The 23,235-nt window shown below is 36.9% G+C and carries 16 protein-coding genes; all 16 read right to left on the reverse strand.

The window, feature by feature from the left end; translation table 11 throughout:
• Window positions 1–176: 176 nt before the first annotated feature.
• On the reverse strand, window positions 177–368 hold the full coding sequence (locus QMD71_04845) for a hypothetical protein (protein ID MDI6840163.1): 192 nt from the start codon (window positions 366–368) through the stop codon (window positions 177–179).
• A 199-nt stretch (window positions 369–567) separates the two neighbouring features.
• A complete protein-coding gene (locus QMD71_04850) occupies window positions 568–4,200 on the reverse strand; it encodes a sigma 54-interacting transcriptional regulator (GenBank protein MDI6840164.1) in 3,633 nt (1,210 codons plus the stop codon).
• Window positions 4,201–4,344: 144 nt separating this feature from the next.
• Window positions 4,345–5,664 carry an RNA polymerase factor sigma-54 gene (gene rpoN, locus QMD71_04855; GenBank protein ID MDI6840165.1) on the reverse strand — a complete coding sequence of 440 codons (1,320 nt, stop codon included), beginning with the start codon at window positions 5,662–5,664 and terminating at the stop codon, window positions 4,345–4,347.
• A complete protein-coding gene (gene lptB, locus QMD71_04860) occupies window positions 5,661–6,383 on the reverse strand; it encodes an LPS export ABC transporter ATP-binding protein (GenBank protein MDI6840166.1) in 723 nt (240 codons plus the stop codon). Before lptB ends, rpoN begins: the two co-directional genes overlap by 4 nt.
• The gene (locus QMD71_04865) at window positions 6,371–7,171 is read right to left on the reverse strand and encodes a hypothetical protein (protein MDI6840167.1); all 801 of its coding nucleotides are present in this window, start codon (window positions 7,169–7,171) and stop codon (window positions 6,371–6,373) included. The genes lptB and QMD71_04865 overlap by 13 nt, the downstream gene beginning before the upstream one ends.
• Window positions 7,155–7,652 carry an LPS export ABC transporter periplasmic protein LptC gene (gene lptC / locus QMD71_04870; protein ID MDI6840168.1) on the reverse strand — a complete coding sequence of 166 codons (498 nt, stop codon included), beginning with the start codon at window positions 7,650–7,652 and terminating at the stop codon, window positions 7,155–7,157. The genes QMD71_04865 and lptC overlap by 17 nt, the downstream gene beginning before the upstream one ends.
• 333 nt (window positions 7,653–7,985) lie before the next feature.
• The gene (locus QMD71_04875) at window positions 7,986–8,747 is read right to left on the reverse strand and encodes a hypothetical protein (GenBank protein MDI6840169.1); all 762 of its coding nucleotides are present in this window, start codon (window positions 8,745–8,747) and stop codon (window positions 7,986–7,988) included.
• Window positions 8,748–8,815: 68 nt separating this feature from the next.
• Complete coding sequence (locus QMD71_04880; protein ID MDI6840170.1) at window positions 8,816–9,457, reverse strand: hypothetical protein; 642 nt, start codon at window positions 9,455–9,457, stop codon at window positions 8,816–8,818.
• A 231-nt stretch (window positions 9,458–9,688) separates the two neighbouring features.
• A complete protein-coding gene (locus QMD71_04885) occupies window positions 9,689–10,792 on the reverse strand; it encodes a DegT/DnrJ/EryC1/StrS family aminotransferase (GenBank protein ID MDI6840171.1) in 1,104 nt (367 codons plus the stop codon).
• Window positions 10,793–10,928: 136 nt separating this feature from the next.
• Window positions 10,929–12,434, reverse strand: coding sequence for a DHH family phosphoesterase (locus QMD71_04890; GenBank protein MDI6840172.1), 1,506 nt, complete (start codon window positions 12,432–12,434; stop codon window positions 10,929–10,931).
• Window positions 12,435–12,501: 67 nt separating this feature from the next.
• Complete coding sequence (locus QMD71_04895) at window positions 12,502–13,818, reverse strand: hypothetical protein (GenBank protein ID MDI6840173.1); 1,317 nt, start codon at window positions 13,816–13,818, stop codon at window positions 12,502–12,504.
• Window positions 13,790–14,812 carry an S-methyl-5-thioribose-1-phosphate isomerase gene (gene mtnA, locus QMD71_04900; GenBank protein MDI6840174.1) on the reverse strand — a complete coding sequence of 341 codons (1,023 nt, stop codon included), beginning with the start codon at window positions 14,810–14,812 and terminating at the stop codon, window positions 13,790–13,792. Before mtnA ends, QMD71_04895 begins: the two co-directional genes overlap by 29 nt.
• A gap of 34 nt (window positions 14,813–14,846) precedes the next feature.
• Window positions 14,847–15,230, reverse strand: coding sequence for a 30S ribosomal protein S12 (gene rpsL / locus QMD71_04905; protein ID MDI6840175.1), 384 nt, complete (start codon window positions 15,228–15,230; stop codon window positions 14,847–14,849).
• 28 nt (window positions 15,231–15,258) lie between these two features.
• Complete coding sequence (gene rpoC / locus QMD71_04910) at window positions 15,259–19,224, reverse strand: DNA-directed RNA polymerase subunit beta' (GenBank protein ID MDI6840176.1); 3,966 nt, start codon at window positions 19,222–19,224, stop codon at window positions 15,259–15,261.
• A 69-nt stretch (window positions 19,225–19,293) separates the two neighbouring features.
• Window positions 19,294–22,845 carry a DNA-directed RNA polymerase subunit beta gene (gene rpoB / locus QMD71_04915; GenBank protein MDI6840177.1) on the reverse strand — a complete coding sequence of 1,184 codons (3,552 nt, stop codon included), beginning with the start codon at window positions 22,843–22,845 and terminating at the stop codon, window positions 19,294–19,296.
• Window positions 22,842–23,234: a 50S ribosomal protein L7/L12 gene (gene rplL, locus QMD71_04920; protein ID MDI6840178.1), complete on the reverse strand. Its 393-nt coding sequence runs from the start codon at window positions 23,232–23,234 to the stop codon at window positions 22,842–22,844. Before rplL ends, rpoB begins: the two co-directional genes overlap by 4 nt.
• Between the last annotated feature and the right edge of the window lies 1 nt (window position 23,235).

Genomic DNA, 23,235 nt, shown 5'->3' on the forward strand with positions numbered 1-23,235 from the left:
TCTTCCCTGCAAGAGCGGGATTTCCGCTACGTTTCAACATTTTACACCTCCCTTTCGGCATCTGTATACCCTTTTTAGCAAAGGATTTACAAGTGCCATAACTTTTTAACAGACCCAAAGGTCTGTTTCTACAGAGTTTGTCCAAACCCACAAAAAATCCCAAAATCCTCTTCATCTTACACCTTCTTGTAATTCTCCTTTTTTATTATTAAATAATTGGAATTAACAATCTCCTCATATTTCCTAATACTTTCTTCACTTAAACCCGTTAGCTTCTTGATCTCCTCTACCTTATATCCTTTAAAAAGTGAGTCTTTCACCACATTATAATTTTCAACCCAATAAGCAAATACAGTATCTTTCTCCATGACCTAATGATTTATATAGCAAAATCTGTGTCAAATTATCTACGGCTCAATTTTTCAAATTCATAACCTATTGAAAAACAAGGGGATAAGTTTATAAAAAATTTTTTATAAAGTCAAAAGAGACTTATAAAATGGAATTAAACTGTAGCATATCCGCACGGGGAGTGTGCGATATTGCGCTAATATGCTCTACATCTAATTAATGTAGGTTAAGAGCTTTCATCCTTCGGTATAATTTCCATCTACTCCAGCCAATTATTTTTGCAGCTTTAGTTTTATTTCCGCCAGTCTTTGCGATAGCATTTATAATCATTCGTTGCTCCTCACTCATTATTTCTTCTTTCACAGGCGTAGCTATGCGGAGATTATCAGCTCTAATTATATTATCACGACATAAAACTACAGCCCTTTCAATCTCGTGCTCAAGTTCTCTAACATTCCCTGGCCAGTTATAAGCGAGTAGTAAATCTATTACCTCTTTTTCAAAGCCTTTGATTTCTTTGCCTATTTGAGTTGAGTATTTTTTTAAGAAATGTTGTGCTAATAAAGGTATGTCACTTTTTCGCTCTCTAAGAGACGGCAATTCAATCTTAACCACAGCTAAGCGATAGTATAAGTCTTCCCTGAATCTACCTTCTTTTACCTCTTTTTCAAGCTCTTTATTTGTAGAAGCAATAATGCGGACATTTACTTTCTTTGAAGATACCCCACCTACAGGTCTTATCTCCTTATCCTCTAATACCCTTAATAGTTTCGCTTGTATTCCTGGAGTCAAATTAGCAACATCGTCCAGAAATAAGGTACCCCCATCTGCTTCTTCAAATAAGCCTTTCTTTGTACTTACTGCTCCAGTAAATGCACCTTTTACATAACCAAATAGTTCACTCTCTAATAAGGTCTCAGGTAAAGCACCACAAGCTAAAGCGATAAATTTATTATTCTTTCGTTTACCATTGTAGTGTATAGCTCCTGCAACCAGTTCTTTGCCTGTACCTGTTTCCCCAGTAATTAAGACTGTTGCATCTGTATCAATTACCTTGTCTAAAATGGAATATAATTCCTGCATTTTAGGATGTTCACCTATTATATCTTTAAATCTATACTTTACTTCCTTTTCAGGCGCATAAACTACTTCTTTTGGAGCTCTCTTTACTTTTTTGAGACGGTTAATTGCTGAAGAAATATTTTCCTTAAGTGCCTGTTTTCCGATAGTAGGGGTTTGATTAATCAAACCCCTACATTTTTCTAGCCAATGTAATGTTTGCTCATCCCCAATCCGCCCAAGGTGGACTAATCCTTCTATTACCCATCTTTGGATTGATTCGTCTTTTATTTCAAACAACGAAGTTAGAGTATCAAATACAGGAGGACCAATCTGTGATAGTATAAAAATTGCGTATCGGGGTTCAATTTTGTTCCTAACTGCAAAATCAAGAAAAGAAGGATTATGTCTACAATTTTTAATTAAAAAGTAGTCATACCCATGCTTCCTTGCTATGCTCAGTGTCTTTTTCATGTAATGCATTAGCCTCTGTTCTTCTTGAGATTGCTTCGTCGTTTTGCTCCTTGCAATGACACTCGGCAGTGCTTTTTTAAGATAAAGTTGAGCCAGCCAAAAGTAAACCTGCATTAAATCGTAATTAGCATCAAGATTTTCAATTATATGGAGGGATTTCAACAAAGTACTTTCGGCTTTTTCGAAAGCTCCGGTTGCTATTTCAATCTCACTTTGGGTCATAAGCACTTGGGCAAACCGCAAACTCTTATCACTTTTTTCGACAGCTTTCAATGTTTTGTTAATGTATTGCTCTGCACGATAATAATCACCTTGAAGCAAATATAGCTTGGCAATACCTTCCAAACACTCGCTTTCTGTCTCCTTATCTTTAAGCTCCAAATTAAGCGTCAATGCTTCTTGATACTTTTTCATAGCAGACTCGTATTCTTCTGTTTCGCCCAGCATCTCACCCATTACCAAATAAGCATGCGCTAATCCCCCTTTATCATTAAAATCTTTACAAGTTTTGATACCTTTCTCTAACCATGTTTTACACTGAGGATAATCTCCTTTCATCAATGAGAGCTCAGCCATATTATTATAGGCAGTTCCCGTCCATAGAAAGGGGGTCTTGCTATATATTTCTATAATCTCCTTATAGCTTCGGTCTACGCGAGTAAAATCGCCTTGACAGTAATAAATCGCCCCCATGTTATGCAATATTTTGGTTTGAAGAGGTAAATTCTCTATTTTTTTACATAAAGAAAGCGCTCTGGTTAGATTTCTAATTGCTTCCTTGTATTCACCCATTCTTCGCAAAGCACGACTCATTTCGCTTAATATCTCTGCCTTGAGAAGGTGTTCTTCCTCTTGTATCAAGTACATAGCATCTTTCTCAATCTTCAGTCCTTCACTTGCGTCCCCTCGATTGATAGCTATTGTTCCAATCCAACTAAGTGAGTAGGATAATCCAAGCTTATTATCTCTCTTTTCAAAGATTTTCTTCGCCTTCTCAAACATTTGCAATGCATCATCCCATTCGCCCCACCTATAAAGTATTTCGCCCTTATAAGCCAAAAGCCAAGGATGATTATCTACCAAATCTTGTGGTAAACTATTTATCCAATTATTAACTGTGTCTATTCTTCCCTTATTAAGCCTATCACCTGCCACTTTTTCTATAAGGGCCGCTGCTTCCTTCCAGCACTCTGAAGCAAGCCAATAGGAAATTGCACTTTCTATATCACCTACCCGAGCAAAGTATGTAGCAGCTTTTTGATACAAATCTTTAATTAACTCTTTGCCAAAAATTTTGTTTAGCTGATTCATTAAAAAATCTCTAAAAAGTGGGTGATACTTATAGACATCCTTCTCACCGGGAACGGTAGAGACGAAAAGATTAAGTTCCATTAGCGAATTTAATGTCTCATCTGAGTTATTTATTTCAAGTAAATTGTTTAAGAGTCTTGGGTCCATTGATTCCAAAATAGATGATTTAAACAGAAAAGATTGCAGTTTTTCTGGTAGTTTCTGGATTATCTCATTACCAAAATATTCAAATGCTCTTTTACCAGCTTTTGAGTAAACATCTATCACTTCATCTGTTTTTTTATAGCTCAATTCCTGTAATATAAGCTGAAGTGCAGTAATCCAGCCTTTAGTATACTCTTCAATCTTGCTCAATTCTACCTCTGGAACCTCCGTATGGTAAATATCGTTAAAGAGAGCTTTTACCTCTTCTTCCGTGAATTGCAGCTCCTCTTTTTTTAGTGCAAATAATTGCTGTTTTGCAGTTAACTTTGCTAATTGAATAGTAGGTAAAGTGCGGGTTGAGATAATCAGATGTAATTTTTGAGGCTGATGCTCGATAAGATAGTTTAAAGCATCGTTTATTGGCTTTGATTCACTTACCTCCTGATAGTCATCTATGAATACAAAGAGCTCATCCTTTAAAGTGTCTATGAGTTCATTAATGAATGTACCAACTAAAATTTCAATGTTAGGAGATATCTCCTTTATATTCTTAATCACAATCTTAGTTTTATTACCAAAATTTGGATAAGCTTGGCTAATACTTTCTACAAGATAAGACATAAAGACCACAAAGTCAGCATCACCTTTATCTATAGTATGCCATGCTTTTCTATGTTGCTCAATCTCTGACGCCAAGTCTGAAATTAGTGTCGTCTTCCCATAGCCAGCGTCAGCTGAGATTAGGACAAGTTTCTTATCCAGATTATCACGAAGTAAGTCTAACAGTCTTTGTCGTTTAAGTATATTTTTACCAAGCTTAGGTGGGGTAATCTTTGTCTTTACAATTAAATAATTCTCCATCTGATTTAATATATAAACAATTTATCATAAAATAATTAATTAGCAAGAATTTTTAAGCAGGGGCGTCTAAATTTTATTGAATAAGGCGAATGTTAACAGGCTGTAAAAACTACAGATTACGAATTACATATTTCAGATTACAAATTAATAGCTGACTCTTCTCTTATCAGCGGCTGGTATTCCGAGTTGAGCTCTATATTTTACTATAGTAGTTCTTGCAATATCAAATTTTTCTTTTTTTAAAATGTTCATAATTTCTTTATCTTTCAATGGGCAAGCTTTGTCTTCTTTGTCAACTAACTCTTTTATCTTGTACAATATTTCTGCGTAGCTTTTTATCTTTCTACCCGAAAAAAAGCTCTTGAGCTCAAAGATACCGTCAGGCAGTTGTATCCACTTTCCTTTAATTGCCCTTGATATAGTAGATGTATCCCTCCCTATAGCTGCTGCCACTTTTTGCATAGTAATTGATTTGAAAAAATTGGTCTTATGTGTCAAGAAGTCAATTCCCCTTTTTGTAATATAGTCTGCGATAGCAGTCAATGTCTCTCTTCTTTTTTCTATCCCTTTAATTAAAAGATTGGCTTCGTTCCATTTCTTCTTAATATATCCAATTTCCTGTGCATTGAGCTTGGCAGGATTTCTGAGCATTTGCCGATATGAATCCGACAACTTAATTTTTGGTATCCAATCCTCCACTAATGAGACAACCCATCCATCCATGTTGTGTTCAACTACTAAATCTGGCAAAACATAAGTAGCCTCGCCTTCCCATATTCTACCGGGTTTAGGTCTACACGATTTAATCCGCTGTATTGCATCTTCTAATTCAGAGACTGAAATTTTCATCTCTTTCATAATTTTTTTGTAATTTTTATCCATGAACTCTTTAAAGAATTTTTCAACTATTTTTATAGCATTCTTTGAAGTCCTTTGTTTAGCTCTGAGCTGTATAAGTAAGCACTCTTGTAAGTTCCTAGCAGCCACTCCAATTGGGTCAAATTCCTGAATCTGTTCAAGTATAAGTTCAACACTCTTTTGGTCTACTTGTCCACATGATCCTTTGGCTAAAGCTTCAGCAATCTCTTTTGTTGATATTGGTAAATATCCGTCTTCATTAAGTGAGTAAATTATGTACTCACCAATTTTAATAAGATTAGGCTCTTTAAGTGTAACTCTAAGCTGTGATAACAGGTATTCTTTAAGTGTAGGTTTAGGTGCAATCACTGGCATCTCTCTTTCTTCAGTCGGGTTATAGTCTACAGATTTTGGATACTTATCCCAATCGTCTATATCTTCTGGTAATGGAAGCTCCCTTTCTTCTGGTTCTCTTTCCAGAACTGGGTTTTCTTCAATTTTTTGCTCAATTAGTTGTCGCAACTCAAGTTGTGGCAACTCAAGTAAATTAAGCCTTGCCAATAAAACCTGTGCTAACCTAAATTCTAACCTGTGTTCAAGTCTCATAATCTAAATTTTTCACCCAGGTATAACTTTCTTGCAGTAGGGTCTTCAACTAATTCACTTGAACTACCTGACATCAGTATCTTACCCTCATACATTATATATGCACGGTCAGTAATTTCAAGTGTCTCTCTCACATTATGGTCTGTGACAAGTATTCCAATTCCCTGTGTTTTCAGTTCTTTAATTATCTGTTGTATATCCTCACGTACAATAGGGTCAACTCCTGTAAATGGCTCATCTAACAGTAAGTAAGTTGGGTTTATTGCAAGCACTCTCCCAATTTCAACCCTCCTCCTTTCACCACCTGAAATTCTATTTCCTAATTGTTTTCTAATCTTGTCTATACCGAGCATTGATATAATCTGTTCAAGTCTATCGCTTCTAACTTTATGTGATGTCTCAACAATTTCTAGTACAGCCATAATATTTTGCTCAACAGTCAGCTTCCTAAAAATAGATGCCTCCTGTGGCAAATACCCAATCCCCATCTTAGCTCTTCTGTGCATAGGCTCATAAGTAATATCTTTCCCATTAATAAATACTTTCCCATATTCTGGAGCAATAAGTCCTATAACCATATAAAAAGTAGTCGTCTTTCCTGCGCCATTTGGACCAAGTAGCCCAACAACTTCACCCCTTTTAAGCTCAAGTTCCACATTATCTACCACTTTTCTCCGTTTGTAACTTTTAGAAAGAGATTCAGTTCTTAAAATCTCCATCTTGTCCCCCAGACTCTACCTCCAACAATAATCTTATCAACCTTTCTCTTGTTAAGTATAATCTTAAGCTCATCTCCTCCAAGGCTGTCTGTGTCAGACACAATCCATGGGCTCCCGTAAAGAAAAGTTTCGTTTCTTTTTATGAAATATGATAAGCTATCAGCATGGCACACAATTGAACTTAATTTAATAGTGACATTACGATTAACTTGTGCTAAAGTATCGCTAAAAAGTTTTATAGTATCACCTGTAATTTCAATGGAATCGGTATGGGCTTCAAATTTAGGTAATAGAGTCATTATCCCATAATTAGTATCCAAATTATAGAAACACTCGTCTCCGCATACTGTCATACTGTCAGCCTCGTTTATATATTTTACATCCTCATATAGCCATAATTTATTTTCAAAATATTTTCCCCTCTCTCCTATTAAGAGCTCATGTTCTTTGTGTGCCTCAAATCCATTATATAATTTAATTTCCTTATTCCAGAAGTATTCACACGAGTCAGTCAGTATTTTAAGTTCTCCTTTTCCACGTGATCCTCTGGATAATACATCTACTGAATCAATAGCTATGACCTTATCCTTAGTAATAACTCCTTTTTTTGCCTTTATTTTTAAATCCTTATGCGTAAAATTCACATTTCCATAAAGGTAAGTGATAGAATCAACCAGTACCGAGCTATCCGCTTTTGCAACATATTTAGGAAATAGATTGCTTTGTCCCGCTAAATCGGGACTTGCAATGCCATCTAATGTAATGAATAAACTAATCACCATACCCATAAGTTTCCTTAAGTTTTATATGAGATAGCCCTGGGTCGCTTTCAAAGCATCTGCCTTCAATTTTTTTATTCTCTTTTGTTGTAATAATAACCTTATCCTCAGTCATTATTTTATTAATTGCATTAACCCATTTTATCATCTCAGTTTCAAGCACAGTGCCATCTATTCCAACAACTTTAACATTTCCCATCGCTTCCATATCATTAGAAGGGATAAATAAGACTCCACTATCCGAAGCGAGTGTAGCGTAAGGGGCTCCACCCTTATAAAATACGAGTGTAACTCCATAGACAACAGTCCTATCTTTGTATGATAGCGCTTTATTTGCTTTAAGTCTAAAATTTGAAATCCCTTTAACTGTCTCAACAAGTTCAAAGTTCATCACTATCTCATCAGCTTCCCTATGCGGTTGAACTGTTTCTTTTTCCTTTGTTTTACAGCCAAAAATAAAAATAGGGATTAAAATTAATAGATACTTCATCGTTAATATATATATACGATTTTAGAAAAAGTCAAGTAAAATCTGCTTTATTGAATAATTCGCTTTACAAAACTTGCAACACCTTGATTGACATCGATTTATGAGATTCTTCACTTCGTTCATAATAACAAGGTCAAAATTGTCTAAAACCAAGTCAGAGGTTGAAAATCAAAGGTACCCAAAATATTTATTCAACAAAGCGAGTAAAATCGTAATTCTGTCAGAGTGGTTGGGTTTGTTAGTTTCAATATTCGTGATAAATAAAGTTGCAGGCAATTTTTTGTTTATTACAAATTACAAATTTCAAATTTCAAATTAAGAATGTTTGTTATTTTATTGTGTGATTTGTGTTGCAATGCTACGTGAGTAAATGGCATTGGATGTGAAGAATAAGAATATGATGAGTTGTGTGTTAATAGATAGTGTAAGTTTAGGTTCTATGTAGATAGTAGCTTTACCATCTTTTCTCTTAGCGGCTGGTAGTACAGGTATCCATATTTTAATCTTTTTCCATGGTTTGAATGTTAATTTTTTTGTTTGCTTCCAGTAAATAGGTACAATATGAGCGTTATCTTCTGTTTTTCCCTTAAGTAATGTATTTGTAGTCCACTCTATTTGTAGTTTACCTGTTGAAGTAGTATATTTTGCTTTGGTTATTTGTGTCTGTTCGAGCAGGTCACCTTCAGTAATTATAATTGATTTCAGTTTTGGCATATTTGTGTAAGATATAAGTCTTTGTTTGTCTGGTATTGACTGATATAGTGGGCTTGTATTGTACTTCATAAATAGGTCGTAATGAGTGATATTCTTTTTTTGCTGTATTAGTATTCGCCATGGTTCCTCGATTATTGGCTTTAGTTGTGAATATATGAAACTCACTGTTCCGAATACTATCTTTGTGTTAATTCTACGTATGTTAACTTCACTCTCCTCTATCTTGTGTTTAATTAGTTTATTCATTGTGTTCATTGAGCCCCTATCCTTAGGGTATGGGTTATGCATCTTGATAACTCTTGTTTTTCCATGTCTCTGAAATACCAAGTTCCCAATTTTACCTGTAATTGTGCCAAATGCTGAGCCGAAATATTTAGCCATAGCTATAATGACAAATTCTAAATCCTAAATACTAAATCCTAAACAAATTACAAATTCCAAATTTCAAATTACAAACAAATCTTAAGTACTGAATAACTGACTGATTGTGAGTATTGTTTACCCTTTTTAAAGTATACATACAGGATAGGCTTATGTACTTCCTTATCCAGTTTTATCTCTATTGGCATAGTAGAATAGTGTCTCGGATTAAAGTGGTATAGGTTAAAATTCTCTGTCTCCATCACTGCTATGCCGACCTCTTTGTCATATGCATTTTTGATCTGTATTTTCACTGTTTTACCTTCACATGTAGCCTTCAATATCTTTGGTGGTTCTATTTCACCATCTGCTATTTTCATATTTGTCCATATAGGTGGGTTACCAAGTTCTCTCATATTGACGGCTATAAACATAGTCTGTCCTGAGAAATACTTATGCTTTGCTATAGGGTTCCAAATTTTGTGTATGATTTCTTTTTTGTATTTATGCGTAATCTTTCCGAGTGTAGCAAATTTTGTTCTTATGATTTGCTGTTTTTCAGTTTTAGGGTTTTTCCTTTTTACAAGGTTACAAATACATATCCGGTTACCTCTTCTTTGAAAGAATATTCCGGTAGCGTCTTTTTTCATATTGAATCCGAACATTCGTTTTGCCTGTTCTGGTGTAGTTTTGATTTTACCTACAATTTTGACTGGAAAATTAAGCCACATCTCTCAATAAAAATTCCAAATTTCAGATTTCACATTTCACCCTATATTAATATATTTTCTACAAAATTCTTTTTCATTCTTTATTTTTCTAAATTTTTCACATCAAGTCCCGAGCCAATTTATGGGCATTCATTTTTTCTCTTAATTTCTAATCTTTATAGAGTATTGATACTCCACAGGCTATGGTGTGTAAAATTATTATGTATTTTATCAATTTTCTATTATTTTTTTTTATTGTAAACTAGCTTGTTTAATCTCTTTCACAATGAGTTCAATCTGTTCCTCTGTGAGTTCAGCGAACATTGGCAGTGATAAAACTTGAGTACAGCATTCTTCAGCAACTGTAAAGCTTCCCTCTTTATATCCGAGATATTTGTATGCAGGCTGTAAATGCAGAGGTATAGGGTAATGTATAGCTGTATCTATTCCTTTTGATTTAAGCCACTTTGCGAGTTTCTCTCTGTGTTTAGTTCTAATCGTATATAAATGATAAACATGTTTAGCATCCTGAAGCTCTTTTGGAGTAATGATTGTAGTGTCTTCAAGCAATGTATTGTATAACTTTGCATTTCTTCTTCGTTTTTCATTCCATTCTTCAAGTCTTTTCAGTTTAACTCTTAAAATTGCCGTCTGTATACTATCAGCGCGGTAATTATAGCCTTCCATTTCGTACATATATTTTTTATGTTGGCCATGACAGGCAAGCAATCTGACCTTATCAGCAATCTTTTCATTATTAGTAACAACCATCCCACAGTGTCCGTATGCACCCAGATTTTTACCTGGATAAAATGAGAAGCATGCGGCATCGCCAAAGCTGCCAACTCTCTTTCCTTTGTATTCTGCACCATGTGCTTGAGCAGCATCTTCTATTACTATTAAGTTGTGTTCATTAGCAAGTTTAATGATTGGTTCCATATCACAAGGGTGGCCAAAAATGTGGACTGGTATTATGGCTTTAGTGCGTTTTGTAATTTTTTGTTTAATTTCATCGGTATTAATATTATATGATTTGGGTTCAATATCTGCAAACACTATCTTGGCGCCAACGTGTGTGATAGCTTCAGTTGTAGCAATAAATGTAAATGGTGTGGTAATCACTTCATCTCCTTCTCCAATTCCAAATGCAAGAAGCGCCAAGTCTAAAGCAGTTGACCCAGATGCTGTAGCAACTCCATATTTAGCTCCACAAAAGTTTGCAAATTCAGTCTCAAATTTTGAAATTTCATCTCCTCCAACAAAGTCCATTGAGTCAATGACTCTTTTAATTGCGCTATCTATTTCAGACTTTATAGATAGGTATTGGGCTCTCAAGTCAACAATTGGTATGTTCATATTACCTCCAATTTTTAAAACAAATTCCAAATCCTAAGCACCAAGTTACAAATAAATTACAAATTACAAACAAAACATCATACTGTTTTGAATTTGTGTTTTTTGTCATTTGGTATCGTCTATGAGTTTTCATAACTCAATCTATCTTGGATACAAGTTGTGGTTTTCTATTTTTTATTGTCCATATGATGTCGAACTCGCCGTCAGGGAGTGAATCAAGCCACTCCATCTTTCCTCTTTTGAGTTTTCTTGTAAGTAATAAAGGTTCTGTGTTCTCCGGTCCATATGGCTCAAGTAGTTTCAATTCGTTCAAAAAATTAGGTGTAATTTCCTCTTGTTTGACTTCTGCGTCTATTTTTATAGCTACTAGTTTTGGGTCAGGAGCCCCAAAACTACCCGATAAAAGTTTAGCTACTCGTTTCTTAAATTCTTTCAATCTGTTAGCTTCCATTGAGAACCCTGCTGCCAGCTTATGACCACCCCAGTCAATGAGAATATCATCAAATTTCATAAGTAATTTTATAAAGTCAAATTCCTCAGGTGCACGGCATTCGCCTACAAGGGTTCCATCTTTTCTTTGAGTTATAATAATACACGGTGCCTCTTTGTAACTTGCTACCCTAGCTGCACAAATTCCTATAACATCAGGGTCTATAGGAGCTGCATCAAAAATGTAAATTACTACGCCGCCTTTGGTAATTGGTTTGAGTTCACTTAACTTCTGATACGCTTCTTCTATTTTTTCGTCCTGTTCTTTTTTAGCATTAGCAAGTTTTGATAGTATTTGCTCATCGTTATGTAACAGGAATTCAACTCCTTGATTTGGGTCAAGTCTGCTTACTGAGTTGAGCAACTTAATTGTCTCAGATATACCGATGCGTTCAAAAATAGAGCCCTTAATAGCTTCGTTTCCGAGCTTAACAAATACACGATTCTCATTCACTAACTTAACTTTATCTGCAATTGTTCCGATAAGGACAAGTGGCAATAGTTTACGAGTAGCAGAATTCCATTGCAAAGCTGTAATATTCATTTTTTGCATTCCCACAGCTTGTGCTAATTTATAAGCGACACCAACTCCTGCGAGGTCGTCAAATTTATAGTTATTTTTAGGATTTATAAAAGCCTGTACTGGTGGTATTCCTTTAGGGAACTCGTGGTGGTCAGTAATAATGATATCAATTCCATCAATTGGTTTCGTATTTGAGCTCCCGCAGTCAACTGTGATTGTGAGAGTCACGCCTTTTGAAACTAACTCGTTGACTTTGTCTGTGTCAAGTCCGTGGCTATCCTTTTTTGGGATGTACCATTCAACGATTCCACCAATGTCTCTAATCACATTAACAAGCAGTGCTGTAGCACTCATTCCGTCAGCATCTTCATGTCCCCAAACAATGATATGCTCTTTGTTTTTAACTGCATTTATAACTCTTTCAACTGCAATTTTCATATTGGGTAACTCAAATGGGTCTCTTAAATTTTCAAATTTTGGGTTAATGAACTCGTTAACTTTGTCTATACTCTCATATCCTCTTGCTATAAGTATTTGTGCAAAGGCTGGTGTTATCCCTATAGCATTAGATAGCTCCACCACTTTAGCGTCATCAACAGTAGACAGTTCGTAATTTAATTTTTTTGTCATTTAGTTCTCCAGTGAAAACTTCATCAAATTAAAGTTTAACTGTCAAACAAATTACAAATTTCAAATTTCAAATTCTGCACCATTGGAGTGTGAAGCCTGCTTGAATAGAGCGGCCGTGGCCATATACTCCTTCAATGATTTCGTATTTTGTATTGGTTAAATTATTCAATCTAACGAAAACTTCTCCATATTTTATCTTTTTTAAAAGACAAGGTGAAAACAGCCAATAATTAGCCATAGGACCTATATCCATATAGAGATTCTTCACTTTGTTCAGAATGACATACCTTTTTTCAGTGTACTTACTCTCTAATCCTATTATTATGTTATAGGGGAAGAATATTTCAAAGGTATTAATAAATGAGATGGTAGGAAGAAAAGTTTCACAAACAAAATCAAATGGGATCACATATTTTTTTTTAAAAGGTATATATGTAAGATAGGCTGTATTTTTAATTTTTTGCCATTTTAAATCGACACCCCCTCCCCACTCATGTTGTTTATTTCCATTCACTGGTTTAACAGATTCAGTAGAACCGAACATACCCTGTGTCCAATAAATTCCATTTTCTATCTCTTTATAAGTTATTTCCAAAGTTATATTATTGCCGAGTATGAATTTGATATCGCCAAGTGCATTCCATCGTTCTTGTTTAAGTTCAGGGTTTAGTATTACATAGGGCTGGTTCATATATATACTCTCAAGAGTCCTTGTAACTTCTTTATTTCTATATGATGTATTTATAGAAAAGTAGTCGTTAACCATCCAGTTTAATTGAATAACTGGTGCTATATGAGGGATACTAACTCCTAATCCGACAAATATGTTCTCATATGGGTTTCTACCCAATAGGAAAGCGGCATCCCATACAAGGTCAGCTTCGTAATAAGCTGAGTTCAGAATTTTGAATATGTTTTCCCTTATATAAAAGGACGATGAACTATTAGCTAAGTAGTAGATACGAGCATCGGTGTTTCCTATTTTGTATCTTTTAGCTTCGGTCTCAACTTCTATTATACTTTTAATAGATTCTTCCCCTGAAGTTATTTCAGGGTCAGAATGACAGGGGGGGGTGATATTTCTCATTCCAATTCCACATCCTATAGAATTTTTATCCTCAATTTTAAAAAAATTTGCATTAAATGAACTGTTTATTCCGGGCTGCATATCTAATTTAACCTCACTTATTTTACCGATTTCACTTTTACCGAAGTTTGACCAAATAGATAAATAAGGAAACCTCTTAATTTCCCATATTTTAAGGGTCTCTTCTTTAGCTTCAGGTGGTATAAGGTCAATAGCTGGTTCAGGTTCGTTTTCTTCTACTGCATTTAAACTAATTGGAAATAAGATACTAATTAAAAGGAGGCTTTTGTATCCCATTTTCTGTAATATATCCTGTGATATACTCATGCGGCGTGACATCAAATGCTGGATTAAAAACTTCCACTCCTCTGGGCGCTATTTCAAAATTTCCTATCTTTCTAACCTCATCTGGGCTACGTTCTTCAATTGGAATTTGTGCTCCAGATAAGATTGTATTGTCAAAGCTTGAAATAGGGGCAGCGACATAAAATGGTACATTGTGCATCTTAGCAATTACTGCCAGTGTATATGTCCCTATTTTATTAGCCACATCTCCATTTTTAGCAATCCTATCAGCTCCAACAATACATATATCTACTTTTTTATTCTTAAAAAGCGCTCCTTTTGCACTGTCACAGATTAAAGTAACTTCAATTTCTGCTTGTAACAGCTCCCAAGCGGTAAGTCTAGCACCTTGTAGCACTGGTCTAGTCTCTGTGACAAACACTTTTGGCTTTTTACCATCCCTCTTTGCTAAATAGACAGGCGCCAATGCAGTTCCAATTCCGGCAGTAGCGAGTGCACCAGCGTTGCAATGCGTCAAAATATGTGCTCCATTAATGATAAGATGTAACCCATTTTCGCCTATTTTCTGACAAATTTCTTCATCCTCTTTTTTGATAAGATGGGCTTCTTGTAAAATAAGTGATTTAAGTTCGTTGACTTGTTGAGTCGGTGAGTCATTGAGTAGTTGAGTCATCCGCTTTAAGGTTGAAAATAGATTGTATCCGGTGGGGCGTGTACTTTTAAGAATATCAATTGAAGCTTTAACATCTTTCTTAAATTTCTGATAATTTTTGGCTTTTGAATTATATGCAGCAAGTGCAACCCCATAAGCAGCTGCTACCCCTATTAATGGTGCGCCTCTAATTTTAAGGTTCTGAATTGCATCAGCTATTCCGAGATGTGTCTGAATATTTTGATAATAGACTTTTGCAGGTAGTAGGGTTTGGTCAAGTATTTTTACTTTACCTTTGTCCCAAGAAATTGTTGAGAACTTAAGATTATACACCCGCCTATAGTTTGGGTCAGGAGACCCAAACCAATTATTTTGTTCCTTCTTTAGGCCTTTTTACTCCATATCTTGACCTTCCCTGGCGTCTGCCATCAACTCCCACAGCATCAAGTGCCCCTCTAATTACATGATACTTAACACCTGGCAAATCTTTTACCCTCCCTCCCTTAATAAGGACAATTGAGTGCTCTTGTAAAGAGTGTCCTTCCCCTGGAATGTAGCATATTACTTCATCACCAGTTGTAAGTCTAACCTTAGCTACTTTCCTTAAAGCAGAGTTTGGTTTTTTTGGTGTAACTGTATACACTTTAGTACACACCCCCCTCCTTTGCGGTGCACCTAATAATGCGGGTGCCTTAGATTTACTCTTTTGGACTCTCCTCCTCTTTCTTATCAGTTGATTTATTGTTGGCATCTGTCTCCTCTCCGCCTTTCCACGGGACTCAGCGAGGACTCAGCGAGGCAAGTAATGCTCTCACTCCTGTTCCAGCCGGAATTAAGCTACCCATTAAAACATTTTCCTTCATTCCAAGTAATGTATCCTTTTTTCCTTGAATAGCGGCATCTGTAAGTACTCTTGTAGTCTCCTGGAATGAGGCAGCTGAAATAAATGAATCCGTAGTCAGAATTGAGCGCGTAACGCCCAAAAGGATAGGCTCAAATGTAGCCCCTTTACCGCCGAGCTCTGCAATCTTATCATTCTCATCCATTAACTTTAATTTGTTGACCAGTTCTTCCTCAACAAACATTGTGTCACCCGGCTCTTTTATCCGTACACTAGCTAACATCTGACGTACAACAAGTCCTATATGTTTATCATCTATCTTGACCCCTTGCAGTCTGTAAACTTCCTGAATCTGATTAACAAGGAATTCCTGTGCAGCTTGCACTCCCTTTATTCTCAATACATCGTGCGGATCAATAGGTCCTTCAGTCAGCTTGTCACCCGCTTTAACTTCCTCACCATTATAGACAAGCAGATGCTTTCCGTAAGGAATACGATACGCCCTCTGTTCATGTGTTCCCTGAATTGCAATAATTCTATAGCCATGTTCTGGTTGCTTAAACTCCACTATCCCATCAATCTCAGTAACAATTGCTTTATTATTTGGATGCCTAGCTTCGAATAGTTCTATCACTCTAGGAAGACCGCCAGTGATATCACGTGTCTTTGTAATTTCACGTGGAATCTTAGCAAGTATATCACCTGAAGATACCTTTGCTCCATCTTGCACAAGTATATGCGCTTTTATAGGAAGTAAGTAACTTCCAAGCTTACTCCCATCCTTACACACATGTAATTCAGGATGAATCTTCCTGTGAGCCACCACAACTGGCTGTTTTCTACCTGTTCGTTCATCGTACTCTAGTCTGTATGTAACATTTTCTATTAAGCCAGAAAACTTCACATTTCCATCAGCATTAGAGATTATCGGAAATGAATACGGGTCCCATTCAAACATAATCTTATCTTTAGGTACAAATTCACCATCTTGCACTCTAACTGCCGCTCCGTATGGGACCTTGTAAGAAAGCTTCCCCATCTTGTGTTCTAAGTGAATTTTCCCATCTTTAAAGCCGCATACCTGAACTCCATCTTTCCGAGTATAAAGTTTTAAGTTCTCAAATCTAACCTTTCCTTCGTGTGGAGCCTTCATCTGTGATTCCTTAGCTATTCGGGTAGCTATCCCTCCTATATGGAATGTGCGTAGTGTTAACTGTGTGCCGGGTTCACCAATTGACTGAGCTGCTACCACACCCACCGCTTCACCAATTTCTACTAATCTACCTGTAGCAAGATTCCTACCGTAACACTTTTGACAAACTCCACGTTTCGCCTCACAAGTAAGCACAGACCTAATCCGCACCTTTTCTATTCTACATTCCTCAATCTCTAAAGCCTTATCCTCTGTAACTTCTTGCCCTCCAAATACTATCACACGTGAAGTTATTGGGTTAATCACATCTTCAAGCACAAACCTACCTTCAATGCGTTCAGATATAGGCTCTATAATCTGCTCACCTTCTTTTATTGGGCCAACATCTATCCCCATAATTGTACCACAATCTTCCTCAGTTATTATGATATCTTGGACTGCATCTACAAGCTTCCTTGTGAGATATCCTGCTTGTGCAGTCTTAAGTGCAGTATCTGTTAGCCCTTTTCTTGCCCCATGAGTAGATATGAAGTATTCAAGTACATTTAAGCCTTCTCTAAAATTTGAAGTTATAGGAGTCTCTATAATTTCACCTACCTCGCCGCCCATCTTAGGTCTTGTCATAAGTCCCCTAACTCCTGTAATCTGCCGTACTTGGTCCATATTACCTCTTGCACCTGATTTAGCCATCATATATAATGGATTAAAACCACCCTTATCTTGTTCAAGTGCACGCAGAGTCTCCTTCTCAATCCGATTCGTTGCATGTATCCAAGTATCTATAACTGTATTATACCTTTCACTTTCAGTTATTACCCCTTTCTTGTATCCATCTTGAATCCGCTCGACCTCCGTAAGTGCACGCTCTATAATCTCATGCTTATGCTCAGGAATTATCATATCATTTATTCCTATAGTTAACCCGGACTGTGTAGAGTATTCGTAACCAAGTCTTTTTAAATCGTCAAGAAACTTTACTATTACATAACTTCCAAACTTTATATAAATAGCCTTAATAAGTTCTCTTAATTCATTTTTATCTAATGTCTTATTAACAAATTCCATCCCTTCTGGAAGAATCTGATTAAAGATTACCCTTCCTATAGTCGTATTAATAAACTTATCACCGACCCAGTATCTTATCCTTGTATGGAGTGCCACCTCTCCTTGTAAATGCGTATTGTAATACGCCACTACTTCATCAGCGCTCCCAAATACTTTACCCTCTGTGGGCTCTCCTTCTTTTTCTTTTGTCAGCCAATACACTCCTACTACAACATCCTGAGTTGGCACAGAAATAGGACTACCATTAGCGGGTGATAGAATATTATTTGCAGAAAGCATTAGAATAAGGGACTCAATTTGCGCCTCAGCCGATAATGGGACATGGACTGCCATTTGGTCACCATCAAAATCTGCATTAAATGGGACACAGATTAGCGGCGATATCCTTATGGCTTTACCTTCTACTAATTTTGGCATAAAAGCTTGTAACGAAAGTCTATGTAATGTCGGTGCCCGATTTAACAGCACTGGCCTATTCTTCACTATACGCTCAAGGATACCCCATACCTCTTTTGCTCCCTCCTCAAGTAGTTTCCTTGCCACCTTTACTGACTGGGCATAGCCTTCTTTCTCAAGTTCTCTTATGATGAATGGTTTAAAAAGTTCAAGCGCCATTATTTTGGGTATACCACACTCATAGATTTGGAGTTCAGGGTCCACCACAATAACCGACCTACCAGAATAATCTACCCTCTTCCCTAATAAATTACGCCTAAATCTGCCTTGCTTACCTTTTAAAGTATCGGATAGAGACTTTAGTGGCCGTCCCCCTTTACCTTTGACTGGCGTACTACGCCTCAAATTATCAAACAGAGCTTCAACTGCTTCCTGTAGCATCCTTCTCTCATTCTTAAGAATTATTTCCGGCGCTTTAATGGCCATTAGATTTTTAAGTCTATTATTCCTTGTTATAATTCTTCTATACAACTCATTCAAATCTGAAGTCGCAAATCTACCGCCCTCAAGTGGGACAAGAGGACGTAAATCCGGAGGAATTACAGGTAAAACTGTGAGTATCATCCATTTAGGCTCTGTTTGCGACACCCTAAAGCCTTCCACTATTTTAAGACGTTGAAGAATTTTTTTCCTCTTTTCCGGTGCAGTCTCTACTTTTATAAGCATCTTTAGATTAGCTGATAGTTCATCAAGGTCAAGTTCGGCTAATAGATCAATAAGTGCACTTGCTCCCATTTTTGCAACAAAGCCATCAGGATTTTGACTCATTATCCTTTCATAATCTATCTCTGATAGTAAAGTTCCTTTCTTATAAGGCGTATTTCCCTGATGAATCACGATGTAAGACTCGTAGTAGATTACCCTTTCAATCTTATTCACTGATAAGTCTAACAATAATCCCATCCTTGATGGTGGGACCTTATAAAACCAAATATGCGCCACAGGTGAAGCTAGCTCTATATGACCCATACGCTCGCGACGCACCCTTGAAAGAGTTACTTCCACCTTACAACGCTCACAGATTATACCACGATACCTTATCCCTTTATATTTACCACAACTACATTCATAGTCCTTTACGGGACCAAATATATGTTCGCAAAATAGACCATCTCGCTCTGGCTTCTGAGTCCGGTAATTTATAGTTTCAGCCTTTGTTACCTCCCCCTTTGACCAGCTGTGAATTGTATCAGGCGAGGCTATCCTTATTTGGATAGCGTTAAAATCCATCAACCCTCCTAGTTAAGTCAGTTATTTTGTGTAAATTAATTCTCCACAGATCCTTCGGATTTGTTTTTTTTACACAATTTTTCTGACATTCTCCTCCTTTACTAGTTCCATGTCTAAGCAAAGAGCATTTAACTCTTTTAGTAACACATTAAAAGATGTGGGAATCCCAGGTTCCGGGAATTTATCTCCTTTGATAATCGATTCGTACAAATCTTTCCTCCCAGTTACATCGTCAGATTTAATTGTAAGCATCTCCTGCAAAGTATGGGCTGCACCATAGGCTTCAAGAGCCCATACCTCCATTTCACCAAATCTTTGACCTCCAAACTGAGTTTTTCCACCTAGGGGTTGCTGTGTGATTAATGCATACGAACCCACGGATCTCGCATGGATTTTGTCCTCTACCATATGACCAAGCTTCATCATGTAAATATATCCAACTGTTACTCTCTCTTTAAATAGCTCACCTGTCCTCCCATCAAATAGTACGGTCTTACCGTCTTCCGCGAGTCTTGCTTTACAAAGCTCTTTCTTTATTTCTTCAACTGTGACCCCATCAAATACAGGTGACACTGCCTCAAACCCTAAAATCTTTGCTGCCCAGCCAAGATTGGTTTCAAGTATTTGCCCAATGTTCATCCTTGATGGTACACTTAATGGATTAAGCACAATCTCCACATGGGTACCATCAGGTAAATATGGCATATCTTCTTCTGGTATAATTTTGGCTATTGTGCCTTTGTTGCCGTGCCTACCAGAAAGTTTATCACCTATTGCAACACTACGACGTTCACCAATATAAACCTTTATAATCTTAAGAACCCCGTGTGGTAACTCATCACCCCGTGTAGCCTTATCAATCTCAATCTGCTCCTTCGCCTTTAATTCACGAATATGTTTAGAGAGGACTTCAGTCTTTATACTACCCCGCCTTGACTCGGCGAGGCGGGCCTGTTTTTTAAGCTCCTTTATTAAATACTTTGTACGTGCCTTTATCTCATTCGTACGTCTTTTCATCTCCTGCTTATATAACTGGTCTTCCGATCTTCTCGATAAAATTCTTACATCAATAACTTTGCCCTTCACTCCTGGTGGAACACGAAGTGAGGAATCCTTCACATCTTGTGCTTTCTCTCCAAAAATAGCTTGTAGAAGCTTCTCTTCTGGAGAAAGTTCTTTCTCACCCTTAGGTGAAATCTTTCCTACAAGAATATCATCCACATCCACAGAAGCCCCTACTCTAACAATTCCAGACTCATCAAGATTTGCCACTGCTTCATCTGGAACATTTGGAACATCACGAGTGACTTCTTCTGGGCCAAGAGCTGTATCTCTCACTTCAATTTCAAATTCCTGAATAGTAACTGAAGTAAAAACATCATCCCTTAAAAGACTCTCAGAGATAATTATTGCATCCTCAAAATTGTATCCCCTCCATGGCATAAATGCAACTATGACATTCCTTCCAAGTGCAATCTTCCCATGCTCAGTTGATGCCCCATCTGCTATTACCTGCCCATTTTTTATTTTATCACCTACCTTGACTATAGGCCGCTGATTAATACATGTATCCTGATTTGTTCTTCTAAACTTTATTAATGGGTAATAATCAAGAGAAAATTTATCTCCATCAGGTTTTATTAGTATCCCACTAGCTTCTGCTTTAACCACTCTCCCACTCCTTTTTGCAATAACCAAAACTCCTGAATCTCTTGCCACTTTTTCTTCTATTCCAGTCCTTACAATTGGCGATTCAGGAAATAAAAGTGGGACTGCCTGTCGTTGCATATTTGACCCCATAAGAGCACGATTAGCATCGTCATGTTCAAGAAAAGGGATGAGTGCTGCAGTAACACTGACAAGTTGCTTGGGAGAGACATCCATATAGTTTACATCTTTTGGACTCACAATAGGAAAACTGCCTCTCTTACGGGCGAGGATTAATGATTGTGTAAATTTACCATCTTCGTCTACTTGAGTGTTGGCTTGAGCAATTATGTATTTATCTTCCTCATCAGCCGTTAGGTACTCAATTTCGTTAGTCACCCTCCCATTCCTTACTCTCCTGTAAGGGACTTCTATTTCTCCATATTCATTTACATTTGCGTATGATGCAAGTGAGGTTATAATTCCTATATTTTGACCCTCAGAAGTTTCTATTGGACATATCCTGCCATAATGTGAGTAGTGCACATCTCTTGCCTCAAGTCCTGCAGTATCCCTTGTTAACCCTCCGGGGCCGAGTCTTGATATACGACGCCTATGAGTGAGTTCAGCTAATGGGTTTGTCTGCTCCATAAATTGGGAAAGCTGTGAAGTGCCAAAAAATTTTTGAAGCACAGTGGTAACAATTGTTGCATTCATAAGTCCTCTCGGTGTAAGAATTTCACTATCCCTCAACATCATCCGCTCCTTTATCACCCAAGTCAGTCTTGCAAAAGCAATACGAAACTGTTCTTCAAGCAACTCACCTACCCTTCTTAAGTGGCGATTCCCTAAATGTTCTGGATCATTGACAGTCTCTTCACCCCTTGAGAGAGCTATTATTCCTCTTATTGTATTTACAAAATCTTCAGGAGAAAGAGCGAGAGACTCAATCTTGGTCCCAAATTTACGGTTTATCCTATGCCGGCCAATTCTTGCAAAATTGTATCTTAACTCATTAAAATACATAGTATTAAAGAAAGTCTCAGCTATTGCCCTATCCTGGATAGCTGTTCCTCTGAGCAATGAATATATTCTTAGTAATGCATCGGACTGATTTTCAATTCTTTCTTTTGCAAGAGTATTTAAGATAAATGGAGGCTCCTTATCCTCGAGGACTTCTACATTCTTCACCCTAAACGATTCTAAGGATGATATAAGCTCTTGGTCAACTCTTGTACCAGCTCTTGCAAGTAGAACATTCCGTTTATTGTCTTTAACAGGACTTGATAGAATAAATCCAATAGACTCATTAAGAGGGCGAGTTATTGACTTAAAGAAAAGCTTAAGTATTTGCTCGGTAGTATTGTATCCGAGCGCTTTTAAAAGGGTAGTACATAGAATTTTATGTCTCTTATCAAGTGCTACATGTAAAACATCGTTTACATCTGTTGAAAATGTTATCCATGGACCACGATAAGGAATTATCTCACCTATAAATAACCTTTTACCTGACGGGTGTATCTCTTCTGAAAAATAGATACCTGGTGACCTTCTTAACTGACTTACAACAACTCTTTCTACACCATTTATTATAAATGTCCCACGGTCAGTCATAAGTGGAAGCTGTCCAAGATATACATCTTGCTCAATTGCTTCCTTTGTTGTGCTATCTGATTCACGTGTAATAAGTCTAAACTCACCACGTAATGGAGCTTCATAACTTACGCCACGCTCAATAGCCATATCTGGTGAATAATCTGGTGTTCCTATATTATAGCTTCTAAATTCAAGTCTGTATTGCTGATGCGCATCTTCAACAGGAAATGCTTCCAAGAAAGCAGATTGTAAGCCTTTGGGTTCCCTTTTTGATGGTGGAATATCAAGTTGTAAAAAATCGTTAAAAGAGCTTAGCTGTGCCTCTATAAGGTTAGGCAGAGTCTTAATTTCCTTTATCTTTTGGTAGCTTTTAATCATTTTATCTCATAAGTAGCTCCCGCAGCCTCAAGCTTTTTTGCAATTGCTTCTGCTTCTTCCTTTGAGACTTTCTCTTTGACAGGCTTAGGGGCTGAATCTACAAGCTCTTTTGCTTCTTTTAAACCAAGTCCTGTTATCTCACGGACTACTTTTATTACCCTTATTTTATTATCTCCAAATGACTTAAGAATGATATCAAACTGTACCTTTTCCTCTTGCGGCTTAACTTCAGGGACCGCTTGAGCTTGAGGTTGGGCAACTGGTGCTACTTGAGGAGCAGCTTTTACGCCAAATCGCTCCTCAATCTCTTTCACGAGCTCTGATAGCTCGAGTACAGACATCTTCTCTATAAGCTCAATTACCTTTTCTTTTGACCCTACTTTTGCCATT

The organism is bacterium (assembly GCA_030018315.1).
GTDB lineage: Bacteria > Hydrothermota > UBA3073 > JACQXS01 > JAGMCI01 > JASEGA01.